This window comes from Streptomyces sp. NPDC093018, assembly GCF_040684035.1.
GTDB classification, from domain to species: Bacteria; Actinomycetota; Actinomycetes; order Streptomycetales; family Streptomycetaceae; genus Streptomyces; species Streptomyces murinus.
In genome coordinates this window covers 39747-55239 of record NZ_JBFBFF010000011.1, presented here as the reverse complement: position 1 = coordinate 55239, position 15493 = coordinate 39747, and the positions used below count along the sequence as shown (strand labels likewise).

Below are 15493 nucleotides of genomic sequence, written 5' to 3'. Positions count from 1 at the left end.
GCCCGGATAGCCCGGTCGCCCGGACAGCGCGGAGCCCCGGGCGCCGCACTCGCACCCGGGGCCCCGCGCCGCCGCTCACCTCACCCCAGCAGCTCCACCTCCGCGAGCGTCGCCGAACCGCCCAGCACCAGCCGGTACTTGGCGTACGACCCCGGCGCCGCGATGGTGAACGCCCGGGTCTGCCGGTTCCACGGGAAGGTCTCCCCGGAGCGGTGGTCCAGCGTCCGCCAGGTCGTGCCGTCGGCCGAGCCCTGGAGGGTCCAGTCCGTCGGCGCGGTGGTGTGGTCCGCCGCCGACGTCAGCGTGTACTGCACCGGCTTCCCGGACCCGCTCACCGGCAGCTCGACGGAGGTGAACGTCTCGTCCGTCGCCGACGTGTTGTCGAACAGGGCGCCCTCCCCGCGCAGCAGGTCCGTCCGGGGCGCGGGCGCCTTGTCGCCTTGGGTGATCGAGACCGGCCCGGCGTTCTTCCCGGAGCCCCACGCCGAGGGCCGCGGCCCCATGGTGAACGTCAGCTCCCCGCCCTTGGCCAGCAGCGACTGCGGCAGTGAAGTGGACGTCCAGGGGCGGCCGTTGAAGGTCACGCTCTGCACGTACACGTTCTTCGCGCTGTTGCCCGGCGCCCGGACCACCAGATCACGGCCGTTCTCCAGATGCACGGTGACCTTCTTGAACAGCGGGGAGCCGATGGAGTAGTCGCCGCTGCCCATGACCAGGGGGTAGAAGCCGAGTGCGGAGAAGAGGAACCACCCCGACTGCTCGCCGTTGTCCTCGTCACCGTGATACCCCTGCCCGATCTCGCTGCCGAGGTAGAGCCGGGACAGGATCTGCCGCACCGTCGCCTGCGTCTTCCACGGCTGCCCCGCCGCGTCGTACATGTACGAGACGTGGTGCGCGACCTGGTTGGACTGCCCGAGCATGCCCATCCGCACGTCCCGCGCCTCGGTCATCTCATGGATGACCCCGCCGTAGGAGCCGACGAACTCGGGGGACGCGGTCTCCGGGGTGGCGAAGAACTGGTCGAGCTTGTCGGCGAGTTGACCCCGCCCGCCGTACAGATCGGCCAGGCCGCGGGTGTCCTGCGGTACGGAGAAGGCGTAGCCCCAGCCGTTGGTCTCCGTGTAGTCGTAACCCCACACCCGGGGGTCGTAACTCCCCGAATCCACCCGCCAGTTCCCCTTGGCGTCCTTGCCCTGGAAGAAACCGGCCTTCGGGTCGAAGAGATTCACGTAGTCACGGGCGCGGTTGAGGAAGTAGTCGGACTCCTCCTTGTAGTGCTTCTCGCCCGTCTCCTTGTACAGCGCCGCCCCCATCTGCGCGATGCCGTAGTCGTTGACGTACCCCTCCATCGCCCAGGACAGCCCCTCGGCGGTGTCGGTGCCGGTGTAGCCGAGGAAGGGGGACGTGCTCATACCCTTGCGGCCCACGCCCGAACTCGGCGGTACGACGGTCGCGTTCTTCAGCGCCGCCTCGTACGCCGCCTTCGCGTCGAACTTCACGCCCTTGACATAGGCGTCGGCGAACGCCACGTCCGAGGAGGTGCCGGTCATCAGGTCCGCGTAACCGGGGGAGGACCAGCGCGAGGTCCAGCCGCCGTCCTTGTACTGCTGCACGAACCCGTCGACCATCGCGCCCGCCTGAGAGGGCGTCAGGAACGAGTACGCCGGCCAGGTCGTCCGATAGGTGTCCCAGAAACCGTTGTTGACGTACACCGTGCCGTCCACGATCTTCGCGCCGGTGTGCGTCGGGGTGTCCTGGCTCTGCATCGGCGAGAACGGCGACGCGTACCGGTCCTTGCCGCCCACCTTCTCGTAGCCCGAGTTGGGGTACAGGTACAGCCGGTACATGCTGGAGTACAGCGTGGTCAGCTGGTCCGGCGTCGCGCCCTGCACCTCGACCTTGCCGAGCAGCTTGTCCCAGGTGCGCTGCGCCCGCGCCTTGACGGTGTCGAAGGACGTGCCGTCCGGGATCTCCTGGCGCAGATTGTCCTTCGCCTGCTCGACGCTGATCAGCGAGGTCGCGAGCCGCAGCGTGACCCGGTGGTCGGCGCCGGCCGCGAACCGCAGATAGCCCTTCACGCCGCTCGCCGAGCCGTCCGTGACCGGCTTGTCGAACACGCCGTACACGAACAGCCGGGTCGCGCCCGTCGACAGGCCCGACTTGACGTCCGAGTAGCCGGTGACGGTCCCGTGCTCCTTGTCCAGCGTCAGCCCCGCCTGCTCGGTGACATTGTCGAAGAGCACGCTCGCGTCGGAGCCCGGGTAGGTGAAGCGCATCACCGCCGCGTGGTCGGTCGGCGCCATCTCCGCCTTGAGCCCGTTCTCGAACCGTACGCCGTAGTAGTACGGCCGCGCCGTCTCGTTCTCGTGCCGGAACGCCAGCTCCCGCGCCTCCCGCCCGGTGTCCGGGGTGCCGGCCGCGGCCGACGGCATCACCTGGAAGGTCTGCCGGTCACCCATCCACGGGCTCGGCTCATGGCTCGCGCTGAACGCCTGGATCGTCGGCAGATTGGCGTCGTTGTTCGCATGTGCGTACTCGTAGAGCCAGCTCAGCGACGACGCGTTGGTCACCGGCGTCCAGAAGTTGAAACCGTGCGGCAGCGCGGTCGCCGGGAAGTTGTTGCCGCGCGAGAAACTGCCGCTGGAGTTGGTGCCGCGCGTGGTCAGCGCGTAGTCGGACAGATGCGCCTTCGGCTTCTCGGGCGCCACCGGCTTCAGCGACACATCGTCGATCCAGCCGCGGAACTTCGCCGGCCCGGTGGGGGAGTCGTACCCGACGAGAATCCGGTCGACCGTCCTGCCCGCCGCGACCGAGCCGATCCGCGCGACCACGTCGTTCCACTGATTGACGTACAGCGCCTTGGAGTCGCCCTGCCCGCGCGGCGACAGCCCGAACCCGTGCTGGTCCAGCGCACCGAGGTCACTGAGGTAGGTGCCGTCGGTGAAGGCGAGGTCCAGGGAGACGTTCGTGGCGTCGTAGTCCCGGTCGCCGTCGGCCATCGACGGGAAGATCCGGTACGACAACTGCGTGTCGCCACCGACCTTCACCTTGACGTCGAACACCTTGTCGTACGAGTACGCGCGTCCGCTCGCCGTGTGCCGCCCCGCGTACCGCAGCGCCCGCGTCCCGGTGAACCCGACCCGCGCCTTGGCCGTCGGCGAGGCGGTCGGGCCCTTGTCCACCAGCGTCAGCATGTCCTGCGGCACGGGTCCGCCGCCCCCGCCGGTGGAGAACTGCACATCGGCGAGCTGGAGGATGTCCGGCGCCCCGTTGTTCTTCGTCACCTCAAGCCGGAAGTGCTGGTACTCCGCCGCCTGCTGAAGGTCGTACGACCTGGTCTGGAACCGCTCCGAGAAGGTCTCGCCCGCCCGTGTGTCGAGGGTCTTCCAGTCCTTGCCGTCGGTGGAGCCGAGCAGTTTCCAGTCCCGCGGATCGCGTTCGGCGGCGTCGTTCGCCGAGGTCAGCGCGTACGTCCGCACCTCGACCGGCTTGTCCAGGTCGAACTCCGCCCAGCCGGTGGGCTGGAAGGTCAGCCACTTGGTGCCGGACTCGCCGTCGGCCAGGTTCTCCTTCACCTCGCCCGCGCCGGCGTTCTCGCCGCTCGCCCGGACCTCGGTGACATGGTCGTTCACATTGCCCGGTATGCCGGTGCTGTAGCCGCCGTCCACGCCCGAGGCGCGCGGGGTGCCGTCCGCGCCGGTGTCGACCGTGTTCAGCCAGTCCGGGGCGGGATCACCCGCCTCGAACGAGGATGCGAACTCCCGGTCCGCCACCGGGGCCTTGGCGGGCAGCGCGACCGCGGTGCCCTGCCCGCCCACGGCCATCACAAAGGCGGCCGTGAGCACGGCCGCCGGGCCCCATCTGTGCCGAGTTCTCCGCTGCATGTACGGATTTCCTCCCCGCGCCGTTGCCGACAACGTTGTCATAGGCGGTACACAGGAACCAAGTAGGTGGTCAAGTGATGGGTGATGTCAAGGGTGTTGGGCGTGTCATTCAGGGGTTGATGTCGCGCGGATTTCCCAGGGGCCGTACACAGGCCGCTCCCATGTCGGCGAGGTCTCAACTCGGAAAAGACCCACGGCCAACCCTGCATTCGATCTTGCTCCGCTGGCGGGAAGTGGACTATACCTGTCGGCGCCCGGTACAAGAGCAATCCCGGCAGTTCATGCACGTAGCACTTCCTGCACCACCCAGCTTGACCCGACCGCGGTGCCGGGCAGGATCCGGTTCACCGCCTGAGTCCTGGAGAAGGCGAGGACTTGAGCATGGGATCCACTGCGCATCACGATCGTGAGGGTGTCGGCCGCCGAGAACTGATCAGGCGGTCCGCCGCACTCGGCCTGGTCGCCGTTCCTGGGATGAGCCTGCTGTCCGCCTGCGCGAGCAGCGGCGGCGACGGCCAGAGCAAGGCGAAGGCCGGAAAGAAGACCGCCAAGAACCCGCTCGGCGTGAACGACAGCGCCAAGATGGAGTTCGTCCTCTTCGACGGCGGTTTCGGCAAGGAGTACGCGCAGGACGCGGTCAAGATCTACCAGAAGGACTTCCCCAAGGCCCAGGTGAAGTTCTCCGCCACCCAGAAGATCCAGTCCACGCTCCAGCCCCGCTTCAACGAGGGCAACCCGCCGGACCTCATCGACAACTCCGGCGCCGAGCAGATGGACATGGGCGTCCTGGTCGGCAAGAACCAGCTGGCCGACCTCACCCCGCTGCTCGACGCGCCGTCGTACGACGACCCGAGCAAGAAGGTCCGCGACACCCTGCGCCCCGGCATCGTGGAGATGGGCCAGTTCGACGGCAACCCGGTGTGGATCATGTACTACGCGTACACGGTCTACGGCGTCTGGTACTCGCAGAAGGCGCTGGACTCGCTGGACGCCGAGTACCCGAAGACCTGGGACGAGATGCTCCAGGTCTGCGCGAAGGCCAAGAAGAAGGGCATGGCGGGCTGGACGTACGCGGGCAAGTACCCGTACTACATCCCCTTCTCGCTCTACCCGATGATCGGCAAGGTCGGCGGCGTCGACGTCCTGAACGCCATCGACAACCTGGAGCCGAACGCCTGGAAGCACCCGGCCGTCAAGGCGTGTTTCGAGGCGTACTACGAGCTCTACCAGAAGGGCTACATCCTCAAGGGCACCCCGGGTCTCGACCACATCCAGTCGCAGACGGCGTGGGCCAAGGGCGAGGCCCTGTTCATCCCGAACGGCTCCTGGGTGGAGAACGAGTCGGCGAACGTCATCCCCAAGGACTTCGACCTCGCGGTCTCGGCGCCCTCCGGCATCGACAGCAGCGACAAGATGCCCTTCGGCACCATCTGGGCGTCCGGCGGTGAGCCGTTCATCGTGCCCTCCAAGGCGGCCAACCCCGAGGGCGGCATGGAGCAGCTGCGCATCATGCTCTCCGAGGCGTCCTCGAAGAACTTCACCTCCAAGGTGAAGTCGCTGTCCGCCTACAACGGCGGCACCGACGGCATCGAGCTGACCCCGGGCCTGAAGTCCGGCGTGGCGGCGCTGAAGCTGGCCGGCACCAATGTGGTGAACCCGCGCCTGCAGGACTGGTACGTCCAGTTGCAGAAGGAGAAGATCGGCGTGGGCGCCCTCGGCGAGATGATGGCGGGCCGGCTCACCCCGGCGGAGGCCATAAAGAAGATCCAGGGCTACGCCGACGAGGCGGCCAAGGACACCACCATCAAGCACTACAAGCACCAGTAACCAGCACCCCCGAGCGCACCGGAGTAACGATGCAGCACGGCAAGTACCGGTTCATCGTGGGGTTCCTGGTCGTACCCCTGGGACTGTACGCGCTGTTCGTGGTGTGGCCCTTCATCCAGTCCATCTACTACTCGTTCACGGACTGGACAGGGCTGAGCCCCGAATTCAAGATGGTCGGCCTCGACAATTACAAAAGGATGCTGCACGACGACGTCTTCTGGAAGTCGTTGCAGCACAGCCTGCTCTTCGCTCTGGTGCTGCCGATCGTGACGATCAGTCTGGCGCTTTTCTTCGCCTTCATGATCAATGTGGGCGGACGGCGCAGAAGGGGCGGCCCCGCGATCACAGGCGTGCGGGGCTCCTCCTTCTACAAGATCGTTTATTTCTTTCCGCAGGTCTTGTCCATCGCGATCGTCGCGCTCCTCTTCCAGTTCGCCTACAACCCGGACAGCGGAGCGATCAATTCGCTCCTGCGCGGGATCGGACTCGATCATGTGCAGCCGTTGTGGCTGGGTGATCCGAGCCTCGCCCTGTGGTGTGTGATGGCGGTGCTCGTCTGGTCCACCACCGGCTTCTTCGTGGTCCTCTTCTCCGCGGGCATGGCCTCGATCCCGGCCGAGCTGTACGAGGCCGCGCTGATCGACGGCGCGAGCCGCGCCACCACCTTCTTCCGCATCACCCTGCCCCTGCTGTGGGACACCGTGCAGTCCGGCTGGGTCTACATGGGCATCCTCGCGCTCGGCGCCGAGTCGTTCGCGGTCGTACAGATCATGACGACCGGTCCGGGCGGGCCCGACTACTCGACCACCGTGCTGGTCCTGTACGTGTACCAGAAGGCGTTCCGGGACGGTCAGGCCGCCTACGCCACCACCATCGGCGTCGCCCTGCTGGTCGTCACGCTCGCTTTCGCGGCGATCGTGATGCGGCTGGGCCGTCGCGAGCGGCTGGAGTTCTGAAGCGATGAAGACGACCGAGACCCCCGCCCCGCCGCCGGCCGAGCCCGGTGCGAGCGTCTCCAAGGTGGACGCGCCGGTTTCGAAGCCCGGCCGCCGCAAAAAGGAGGGGACCGTCCTCAACGTCTTCTCCCACGGCGTGCTGGTCATCTGGGCGATCATGGTGGTCACGCCGCTGCTGTGGGCGGTGATGACGTCCTTCAAGGACGACGGCTCCATCTTCGGCTCGCCCTGGGCGCTGCCGGACCGGCTGCACTTCGGGAACTGGGCGCGGGCCTGGACCGAGGCCAACATGAGCGGCTACTTCCTCAACACCGTCCTGGTGGTGGGCGGTTCACTCATCGGCACCCTGGTGCTCGGCTCGATGGCCGCCTATGTGCTCGCCCGGTTCGACTTCCCGGGCAACCGCTTCATCTACTACCTGTTCATCGGCGGCATGAGCTTCCCGATCATGCTGGCGCTGGTCCCGCTGTTCTACGTCGTGAACAACATGGGCCTGCTGAACACCATCCACGGGCTGATCCTGGTCTACATCGCGTACTCGCTGCCCTTCACCGTCTTCTTCCTCACGGCGTTCTTCCGCACCCTGCCGACCTCGGTGGCGGAAGCGGCGTTCGTGGACGGGGCTTCGCACACGCGTACGTTCTTCCAGATCATGCTGCCCATGGCCAAGCCCGGTCTGATCAGCGTGGGCATCTTCAACTTCCTGGGCCAGTGGAACCAGTACATGCTGCCCACGGTCCTCAACACCGACCCCGACAAGAAGGTGCTCACCCAGGGCCTGGTCCAGCTCGCGGTCAGCCAGGGCTACAAGGGCGACTGGTCGGGCCTGTTCGCGGGCCTGGTGATGGCCATGCTGCCGGTGCTCGGGGCGTACATCATCTTCCAGCGGCAGGTGGTGCAGGGGCTCACCGCGGGGGCGCTCAAGTAGCACCCTCGCCGAGCGTGGTCGCTCTCCGTAGTCGTACCGGCGCACGCCGTACCGGATCTCCGGGCGGCGTGCGCCGCTGTGGTGTACCCCGGATCTGGCTCAACCTCTTGACGTGAGTCACCCCGAACGGCTCAGCTTAGAGTTCACTAGTTGGACATACACGGGGCCTCGCCGAAGCGGCCCCGCGCTCAGGAGGTCGTCGTGGAGACTCCAGGGTCGCAGTCGTCACTGCACCGAGCCAACCTGGAGCGGGTGGTACGGGCCGTCCGGCTTGCCGGTTCGCTCACGCAGGCGGAGATCGCGCGGACGACCGGCCTGTCCGCCGCCACGGTCTCCAACATCGTGCGGGAGCTGAAGGACGGCGGGACGGTCGAGGTCACGCCCACCTCGGCGGGCGGGCGCCGGGCCCGCAGCGTCAGCCTCAGCGGCGACGCGGGCATTGTGATCGGCGTCGACTTCGGGCACCAGCATCTGCGGGTCGCGGTCGGCAACCTCGCCCACCAGGTGCTGGCCGAGGAGGCCGAGCCGCTGGACGTGGACGCCTCCGCCGCCCAGGGCTTCGACCGGGCCGAGGAACTGGTCAGCAGGCTGATCGTGGCCACCGGCGTGGACCGCTCCAAGGTCGCGGGCGTGGGCCTCGGCGTGCCGGGCCCCATCGACCTGGAGTCCGGCACCCTCGGACACAGCGCCATCCTGCCCGGCTGGGGCGGCACCAAGCCCGCCGAGGAACTGGAACAACGCCTCGGCGTGCCCGTCCACGTGGACAACGACGCGAACCTCGGCGCCCTCGGCGAGCTGGTCTGGGGCAGCGGCAAGGGCGTGCGCGACCTCGCGTACATCAAGGTCGCCAGCGGCGTCGGCGCGGGCCTGGTCATCGACGGCAAGATCTACCGCGGGCCGGGCGGCACCGCGGGCGAGATCGGTCACATCACGCTGGACGAGTCGGGCCCGGTCTGCCGCTGCGGCAACCGCGGCTGCCTGGAGACCTTCGCGGCGGCCCGCTACGTCCTGCCGCTGCTCCAGCCCAGCCACGGCTCCGATCTGACCATGGAGGGCGTCGTACGGCTCGCCAGGGAGGGCGACCCGGGCTGCCGCCGGGTGGTCGCCGACGTCGGCCGCCACATCGGCAGCGGCGTGGCCAACCTCTGCAATCTTCTCAACCCCAGCCGAGTGGTCCTCGGCGGCGATCTCGCGGAGGCCGGCGAGCTGGTCCTCGGGCCCATCCGGGAGTCCGTCAGCCGCTACGCGATCCCGAGCGCCGCCCGCCAACTCACCGTGCTCCCCGGGGCACTTGGGGGCCGCGCCGAGGTGCTGGGCGCGCTCGCCCTGGCCCTGAGCGAGATGGGCGATTCGGCCCTTCTGGACGGATCCGCCACCGGTGCTCCGGCCGTGTCCGCACCTGCCTTCACTTAGAGAAGGAATGGCACCGTTGCCATCTCGTTAAGGATTTACTTCTTGACGTCGCACGTGTGGCCGAGTTGACTTCCAGCCACCTCGGCCGCAACGACGCGGCCTCGTCAGGGAGGTTTGAGAAGTGAACACGCGTATGCGTCGTGCGGCCTTCGCCGTTGCCGCTGGTGCCATGGCCGTCTCGCTCGCCGCCTGTGGCAGTGCCAAGGATTCGAAGGGCGACAGCTCTTCCTCCGCGTCCTCCGCCAAGAAGGGCGACAACATCAAGGTCGGTCTCCTGCTCCCGGAGAACAAGACCGCTCGTTACGAGAAGTTCGACCGCCCGCTGATCGAGAAGAAGATCAAGGAGCTGACGAACGGCAAGGCGACGATCGACTACAACAACGCCCGCCAGGACGCGAACCTGCAGGCCCAGCAGGTCGACACCATGATCACCAACAAGGTGGACGTCCTGATCGTGGACGCGGTCGACGCCAAGGCCATCCAGAACTCCGTCCAGAAGGCCGTGGACGCCGGCATCAAGGTCGTCGCCTACGACCGCCTCGCCGAGGGCCCGATCAGCGCCTACACCTCCTTCGACAACGAGAAGGTCGGCGAGACCCAGGGTCAGGCCCTGCTGACGGCGCTGGGCAGCAAGGCCACCAAGTCCTCCAAGATCGTCATGATCAACGGCTCGGTCACCGACCCGAACGCCGCCCAGTTCAAGGCGGGCGCGCACAAGGTCCTCAACGGCAAGGTGACGATTGCCAAGGAGTACGACACCAAGGAGTGGTCGCCGGACAACGCCAACTCCGAGATGGAGGCGGCGATCTCCGCGGTCGGCAAGGACAAGATCGCGGGCGTCTACTCCGCCAACGACGGCATGGCCGGCGGTATCATCACCGCCCTCAGCGCGGCCGGCCTCAAGGTCCCGGTCACGGGCCAGGACGCCGAGCTGGCCGGTGTGCAGCGCATCGTCGCCGGGACGCAGTACATGAGCGTCTACAAGCCGTACGCCCCCGAGGCCGACGCCGCCGCCGAGATGGCCGTCGCCCTCGCCCAGGGCAAGTCGCTGGACTCCGTCGCCAAGGACAAGGTCTCCAGCACCTCCCAGAAGGACGTCCCGTCGGTCCTCGTCCCGGTCACCGCGCTCACCAAGGACAACGTCAAGGACACCGTCATCAAGGACGGCGTCTACACGGTCGCCGACATCTGCACCTCGCAGTACAAGTCCGCCTGCGACAAGCTCGGCCTGAAGTAAGCCGCAGCAACACGCCTTCTTCCCCGGGGAGTTCACCCCCGTAACTCCCCGGGGAACCCCCTTCGTGAGGGGAGAGGGCGTCCCACTGTCCTCCGGCGCTCCGCGACACATACAGCCCCGCAAGCTCGGCGCGGGGCGCCGGACGGAACCCCCCCCAAACTCTCTGCACAACCTCCCGCCGGGTCAGGCGGCGAAGGAGATGGTTCACGTGTCCGCTACGCCCGTGCTGGCGTTGCGCGGGGTCTCCAAGCGGTTCGGTGCCGTCCAGGCGCTCACCGACGTAGAGCTTGAGGTCCACGCCGGTGAGGTGGTCGCCCTGGTGGGCGACAACGGCGCCGGAAAGTCCACACTGGTCAAGACGATCGCCGGTGTGCACCCGATCGACGAGGGTGTCATCGAGTGGGACGGCAAGCCCGTCTCCATCGGCCGGCCCCAAGACGCCCAGGCACTGGGTATCGCGACGGTCTACCAGGACCTCGCGCTGTGCGACAACATCGACGTCGTCGGCAACCTGTTCCTCGGCCGCGAGCTGAGCAAGTGGGGCGTGCTGGACGAGGTCGAGATGGAGCGTCGCTCCCGCGAGCTGCTCACCACGCTGTCGATCCGCATCCCCAGCGTCCGCATCCCGATCGCCTCCCTCTCCGGCGGTCAGCGCCAGGTGGTGGCCATCGCCCGTTCCATGCTCGGCGAGCCCAAGCTGGTCATCCTGGACGAGCCCACCGCGGCCCTCGGCGTCGAGCAGACCGCACAGGTGCTCGACCTGGTGGAGCGGCTGCGCGAGCGCGGCCACGCCGTCGTCCTCATCAGCCACAACATGGCGGACGTGAAGGCGGTGGCCGACAAGGTCGCCGTGCTGCGTCTCGGCCGTAACAACGGCGTGTTCGACGTCGCCTCGACCTCTCAGGAAGAGATCATCTCCGCCATCACCGGCGCCACCGACAACGCGGTGACCCGCCGTGCGGCGCGTAGCACCAAGGAGGTCCAGAAGTGAGCCTGGACAAGACCTCCACGCCTCCCGAGGACCACACTCCCCAGGACGCCGTAGTGGAGAACCCCGAGGCGGCGGCCGCCGCGGTCACCGCGGTCGACCCCCGCCTCCTCGTCCGCGAACAGGGCCTGATGGGCTACTGGAGCGAGTTCAAGCGCAAGATGAAGGCCGGCGAGCTGGGCTCCATGCCCGTCATCGTGGGCCTCGTGATCATCTGCGTGATCTTCCAGGTGCTGAACTCGAACTTCCTGTCCGCGCAGAACATCAACGACATCACGATCACGATGGTCGGCACCGGCATGATCTCGGTCGGCATCGTCTTCGTGCTGCTGCTCGGCGAGATCGACCTGTCCGTCGGCTCGGTCAGCGGCGCGGCCAGCGCCCTCGCGGCCGTCCTCGCGGTCAACCAGGGCTGGCCGGAGTGGGCGGCCGTGCTGCTCGCCATCGCCTCCGGTGCCGCCATCGGCGCGCTGCACGGCTTCTTCTTCGCGGTGCTCGGCGCGCCCGCCTTCGCCGTCACCCTGGCCGGTCTGCTGTTCTGGCTCGGCTTCATGCTGAAGGTGCTGGGCGCGGACGGCACGATCAACCTCGACTCGGACGGTCTGGTCGGCAAGCTCACCACGTACTACTTCTCGGACGTGGCCGCCGCGTACGGGCTCGCCGTGGTCGTGGTCGCCGTCTTCTTCTTCACCTCGTTCCTCGCCAACCGGCGCCGGGAGGCCGCGGGCGTCCCCTCCCGGCCGCTCAGCGACACGGTCCTGCGGACCGTTCTGCTGGCCGTGATCTCCTTCGCCGCGGCGTACATGTACAACCAGTACAAGGGCCTGCCGCTGGCCACCGTGATCTTCCTTGTGTTCCTGATCGGCTCGGACTTCGTACTGCGGCGCACCTCGTACGGCCGCAAGATCTTCGCGCTGGGCGGCAGCGTCGAGGCGTCCCGGCGCGCGGGTATCAACGTGACGGCGGTGCGCATCTCCGTCTTCGCGATCTCCGGTGGCTTCGCGGCGATCGGCGGCCTGTTCCTGGCGTCGAAGATCGCCTCGGCGAATCAGAGCGCCGGTACCGGTGACCTGCTCATGAACGCGATCGCGGCCGCTGTCATCGGTGGCACGTCGCTGTTCGGCGGCCGGGGACGTACCTGGAACGCCCTGCTGGGTGTGCTGGTGATCGTCTCGATCCAGTACGGGCTCCAGCTGGAGTCCATCGCGGAGCCGGTGAAGTACATGATCACCGCGGCCGTTCTGCTCACTACCGTTGTGATCGACTCGATCACGCGCAAGACGCAGAAGACGGCAGGCCGCGCCTGACCGGAATCGACGAGCAGCCCCCGTGCCATGAGGCCACGGGGGCTGCCTGTTTGTCACCTGAAACCGAATTGACACCCTATCGGGTTATTGGTGATACTTCCCGAACTTCATGATCATTTGTGGGTGCTCCCAGCCCACGCATCACGGGAGGGAAGACATGAAGAAAATGTTGGCTGCCCTTGTGTCGGCAGTCTTCTTCGCGACCACGTTCCTGGCGACGCCCGCGCTGGCGGCCCCAACGGCGGCCCCGCAGGCGCGTGCCTCGGCGCAGTCCACCGACCGTGTTCTGTACGACGTCGACTTCTTCGTCGGCGAGCGGGTGGGCGCGAAGGACGTGCGGAAGCTGAAGCTCAAGCCGAAGAAGGCGTGGGACGAGCTGCACCGCTGCTTCAACTGCAGCTTCCCGGTGGACGGCGCACCGAAGAAGTTCCCCTCGGAGAACCAGTACATCAAGCTGAAGGCCTGTGGTATCGGCCACTACGCGTGCAAGAACGCCCCGGTCCGCTACCAGAAGGACAAGAGCTATCCCTACGCCTGGTTCTTCTTCGCGCAGAAGGGGCACTTCGACGGCAAGGACTCGGCGGTCCGGTTCCGCTTCTACGACGACAAGCAGGGTTTCCTGCACCTGAAGGTGTACGCGCTCGTCACCCACCCCACCATCCCGGACGCGATCAACAAGGAGTTCGCCACCATGAAGTGGCGGGCCTTCGCCCACATCCTGGGCATGCACCTGGAATAGGGGGACCGCCGCGGAGCCGGATCTCGCCGGCTCCGCGGCCGACATCGCCTGATCAAATGATGCGGCTCTGCCACCTGGAGCACCGCGCACCATGCCGGAAAGTTAGACTCTGGCGAGCCCGGCAAGCTCGATCAGCTCTATTGCAAGGAGGCACGGGTGCCGCTGCTGACCCGCATCACGGGACCGCGCGATCTGGACCGGCTCAGCCTGGAGGAGCTGGACCAGCTGGCAGGGGAGATCAGGACCTTCCTCGTGGAGGAGGTCTCCAAGACCGGCGGACACCTCGGCCCGAACCTCGGCGTGGTCGAGCTCACCATCGCCCTGCACCGGGTGTTCGAGTCCCCCAAGGACAAGGTGCTCTTCGACACCGGCCACCAGTCCTATGTGCACAAGCTCCTCACCGGCCGGCAGGACTTCTCCCGGCTGAAGATGAAGGGCGGCCTCTCCGGCTACCCCGCACAGGCCGAGTCCGCGCACGACGTCATCGAGAACAGCCACGCCTCCACGGTGCTCGGCTGGGCCGACGGCATCGCCAAGGCCAACCAGCTCATGAAGCGCGACAGCCATGTCGCCGCCGTCATCGGTGACGGCGCGCTGACCGGCGGCATGGCCTGGGAGGCGCTCAACAACATCGCCGCCGCCAAGGACCGCCCGCTCGTCATCGTCGTCAACGACAACGAGCGGTCGTACGCCCCCACCATCGGCGGCCTCGCCAACCACCTGGCCACGCTGCGCACCACCGACGGCTACGAGCGCTTCCTCGCCCGCACCCGCGAGGTGCTGGAGAAGACCCCCGTCGTCGGCCGCCAGCTGTACGAGACCCTGCACGGCGCCAAGAAGGGCCTGAAGGACTTCATCGCCCCGCAGGGCATGTTCGAGGACCTGGGCCTGAAGTACGTCGGCCCGATCGACGGCCATGACATCGAGGCGCTGGAGTCCGCGCTGGCCCGCGCCAAGCGGTTCGGCGGCCCGGTCATCGTGCACTGCCTCACCGAGAAGGGCCGCGGCTACCAGCCCGCGCTCCAGGACGAGGCCGACCGCTTCCACGCCGTCGGCAAGATCCACCCCGACACCGGCCTGCCGATCGCCGCGTCCGGCGCCGACTGGACCTCCGTGTTCGGCGAGGAGATGGTCAAGCTCGGCGAGGAGCGCGAGGACCTCGTCGCCATCACCGCGGCCATGCTCCAGCCGGTGGGCCTCGACAAGTTCGCCAAACGCTTCCCCGAACGGGTGTACGACGTCGGGATCGCGGAGCAGCACGGCGCCGTCTCCGCCGCGGGCCTCGCCCACGCGGGCGTCCACCCCGTCTTCGCCGTCTACGCCACTTTCCTCAACCGCGCCTTCGACCAGGTCCTGATGGACGTGGCGCTGCACAAGTGCGGCGTCACCTTCGTGCTCGACCGGGCCGGCGTCACCGGCACCGACGGCGCCTCCCACAACGGCATGTGGGACATGTCGATCCTCCAGGTCGTCCCGGGCCTCAGGATGGCCGCGCCGCGCGACGCCGACCAGGTGCGCGCCCAGCTGCGCGAGGCCGTCGCCGTCGAGGACGCGCCGACCGTGGTGCGCTTCTCCAAGGGCGCGGTCGGCCCCGCCGTCCCCGCCGTCGGCCGGGTCGGCGGCATGGACGTACTGCGCGAGGCGGGCACCGAACGGCCCGACGTCCTCCTGGTCTCCGTCGGCGCCCTCGCCCCGATGTGCCTGGAGATCGCCGGCCTGCTCGACAAGCAGGGCATCTCCACCACCGTGGTCGACCCGCGCTGGGTCAAGCCCGTGGACGAGGCGATGGTCCCGCTGGCCGAGCGGCACCAGGTCGTCGTCACCGTCGAGGACAACAGCCGGGTCGGCGGCGTCGGCTCCACCATCGCGCAGGCGCTGCGCGACGCGGGCGTCGACGTGCCGCTGCGCGACTTCGGCATCCCGCCGCGCTTCCTCGACCACGCCTCGCGCGCCGAGGTGCTCACCGAGATCGGGCTCACCGCGCCCGACATCGCCCGCCAGGTGACCGGCCTGGTCGCCAAGCTGGACGGCCGGTTCGACCGTACGGCGGACCCGGTGGACTCCGTGGAAACCGCGCGCGACTAGGACCGGCGCTCTCAACCGGGCCGGTTCCGCCCCACCTTGCGGTGGCGGAACCGGCCCGCTTGCGTAAGCCTGCCTGTCACGGGGCACTCGCGTCCCGGTCCTCTCGATCAAGTCGACCAGGTCGAAGAC

The 15493-nt window shown here is 67.9% G+C and carries 10 protein-coding genes; 9 read left to right on the top strand and 1 reads right to left on the bottom strand.

Features of this window, described 5'->3' with window-relative positions; translation table 11 throughout:
* Nucleotides 1-80: 80 nt before the first annotated feature.
* Nucleotides 81-3884, bottom strand: a complete 3804-nt coding sequence (locus tag AB0N90_RS23905; RefSeq protein ID WP_365199676.1) for a GH92 family glycosyl hydrolase — start codon at nucleotides 3882-3884, stop codon at nucleotides 81-83.
* 381 nt (nucleotides 3885-4265) lie between these two features.
* On the opposite strand from AB0N90_RS23905, the gene ngcE reads away from it, so the two are divergent.
* The 9 genes from ngcE to dxs all read left to right on the top strand — a co-directional run bounded on the left by ngcE (nucleotide 4266) and on the right by dxs (nucleotide 15364).
* Nucleotides 4266-5711 (top strand): N-acetylglucosamine/diacetylchitobiose ABC transporter substrate-binding protein, encoded by a 1446-nt coding sequence (ngcE, locus tag AB0N90_RS23900; RefSeq protein WP_365199674.1) that lies wholly within the window; start codon nucleotides 4266-4268, stop codon nucleotides 5709-5711.
* 29 nt (nucleotides 5712-5740) lie between these two features.
* On the top strand, nucleotides 5741-6667 hold the full coding sequence (locus AB0N90_RS23895) for a sugar ABC transporter permease (RefSeq protein ID WP_085567068.1): 927 nt from the start codon (nucleotides 5741-5743) through the stop codon (nucleotides 6665-6667).
* 4 nt (nucleotides 6668-6671) lie between these two features.
* Entirely contained in the window at nucleotides 6672-7595 is a 924-nt protein-coding gene (locus AB0N90_RS23890) for a carbohydrate ABC transporter permease (protein ID WP_161221244.1), read from the top strand.
* A 201-nt stretch (nucleotides 7596-7796) separates the two neighbouring features.
* A complete protein-coding gene (locus tag AB0N90_RS23885; protein ID WP_037655372.1) occupies nucleotides 7797-9008 on the top strand; it encodes an ROK family transcriptional regulator in 1212 nt (403 codons plus the stop codon).
* 133 nt (nucleotides 9009-9141) lie between these two features.
* Nucleotides 9142-10245, top strand: a complete 1104-nt coding sequence (locus AB0N90_RS23880; RefSeq protein ID WP_365200022.1) for a substrate-binding domain-containing protein — start codon at nucleotides 9142-9144, stop codon at nucleotides 10243-10245.
* Nucleotides 10246-10444: 199 nt separating this feature from the next.
* Nucleotides 10445-11236, top strand: a complete 792-nt coding sequence (locus AB0N90_RS23875; RefSeq protein WP_085567072.1) for an ATP-binding cassette domain-containing protein — start codon at nucleotides 10445-10447, stop codon at nucleotides 11234-11236.
* Complete coding sequence (locus AB0N90_RS23870; protein WP_365199671.1) at nucleotides 11233-12540, top strand: sugar ABC transporter permease; 1308 nt, start codon at nucleotides 11233-11235, stop codon at nucleotides 12538-12540. Before AB0N90_RS23875 ends, AB0N90_RS23870 begins: the two co-directional genes overlap by 4 nt.
* A 181-nt stretch (nucleotides 12541-12721) precedes the next feature.
* Entirely contained in the window at nucleotides 12722-13279 is a 558-nt protein-coding gene (locus AB0N90_RS23865; RefSeq protein WP_085567074.1) for a hypothetical protein, read from the top strand.
* A 156-nt stretch (nucleotides 13280-13435) separates the two neighbouring features.
* Nucleotides 13436-15364: a 1-deoxy-D-xylulose-5-phosphate synthase gene (gene dxs / locus AB0N90_RS23860; protein WP_365199669.1), complete on the top strand. Its 1929-nt coding sequence runs from the start codon at nucleotides 13436-13438 to the stop codon at nucleotides 15362-15364.
* Nucleotides 15365-15493: the final 129 nt, after the last annotated feature.

Coding starts and splice junctions, on each gene's coding strand:
- AB0N90_RS23905 (WP_365199676.1), bottom strand. CDS start 3,884: ATGCAGCGGAGAACTCGGCACAGATGGGGCCCGGCGGCCGTGCTCACG.
- ngcE (WP_365199674.1), top strand. CDS start 4,266: ATGGGATCCACTGCGCATCACGATCGTGAGGGTGTCGGCCGCCGAGAA.
- AB0N90_RS23895 (WP_085567068.1), top strand. CDS start 5,741: ATGCAGCACGGCAAGTACCGGTTCATCGTGGGGTTCCTGGTCGTACCC.
- AB0N90_RS23890 (WP_161221244.1), top strand. CDS start 6,672: ATGAAGACGACCGAGACCCCCGCCCCGCCGCCGGCCGAGCCCGGTGCG.
- AB0N90_RS23880 (WP_365200022.1), top strand. CDS start 9,142: ATGCGTCGTGCGGCCTTCGCCGTTGCCGCTGGTGCCATGGCCGTCTCG.
- AB0N90_RS23875 (WP_085567072.1), top strand. CDS start 10,445: ATGGTTCACGTGTCCGCTACGCCCGTGCTGGCGTTGCGCGGGGTCTCC.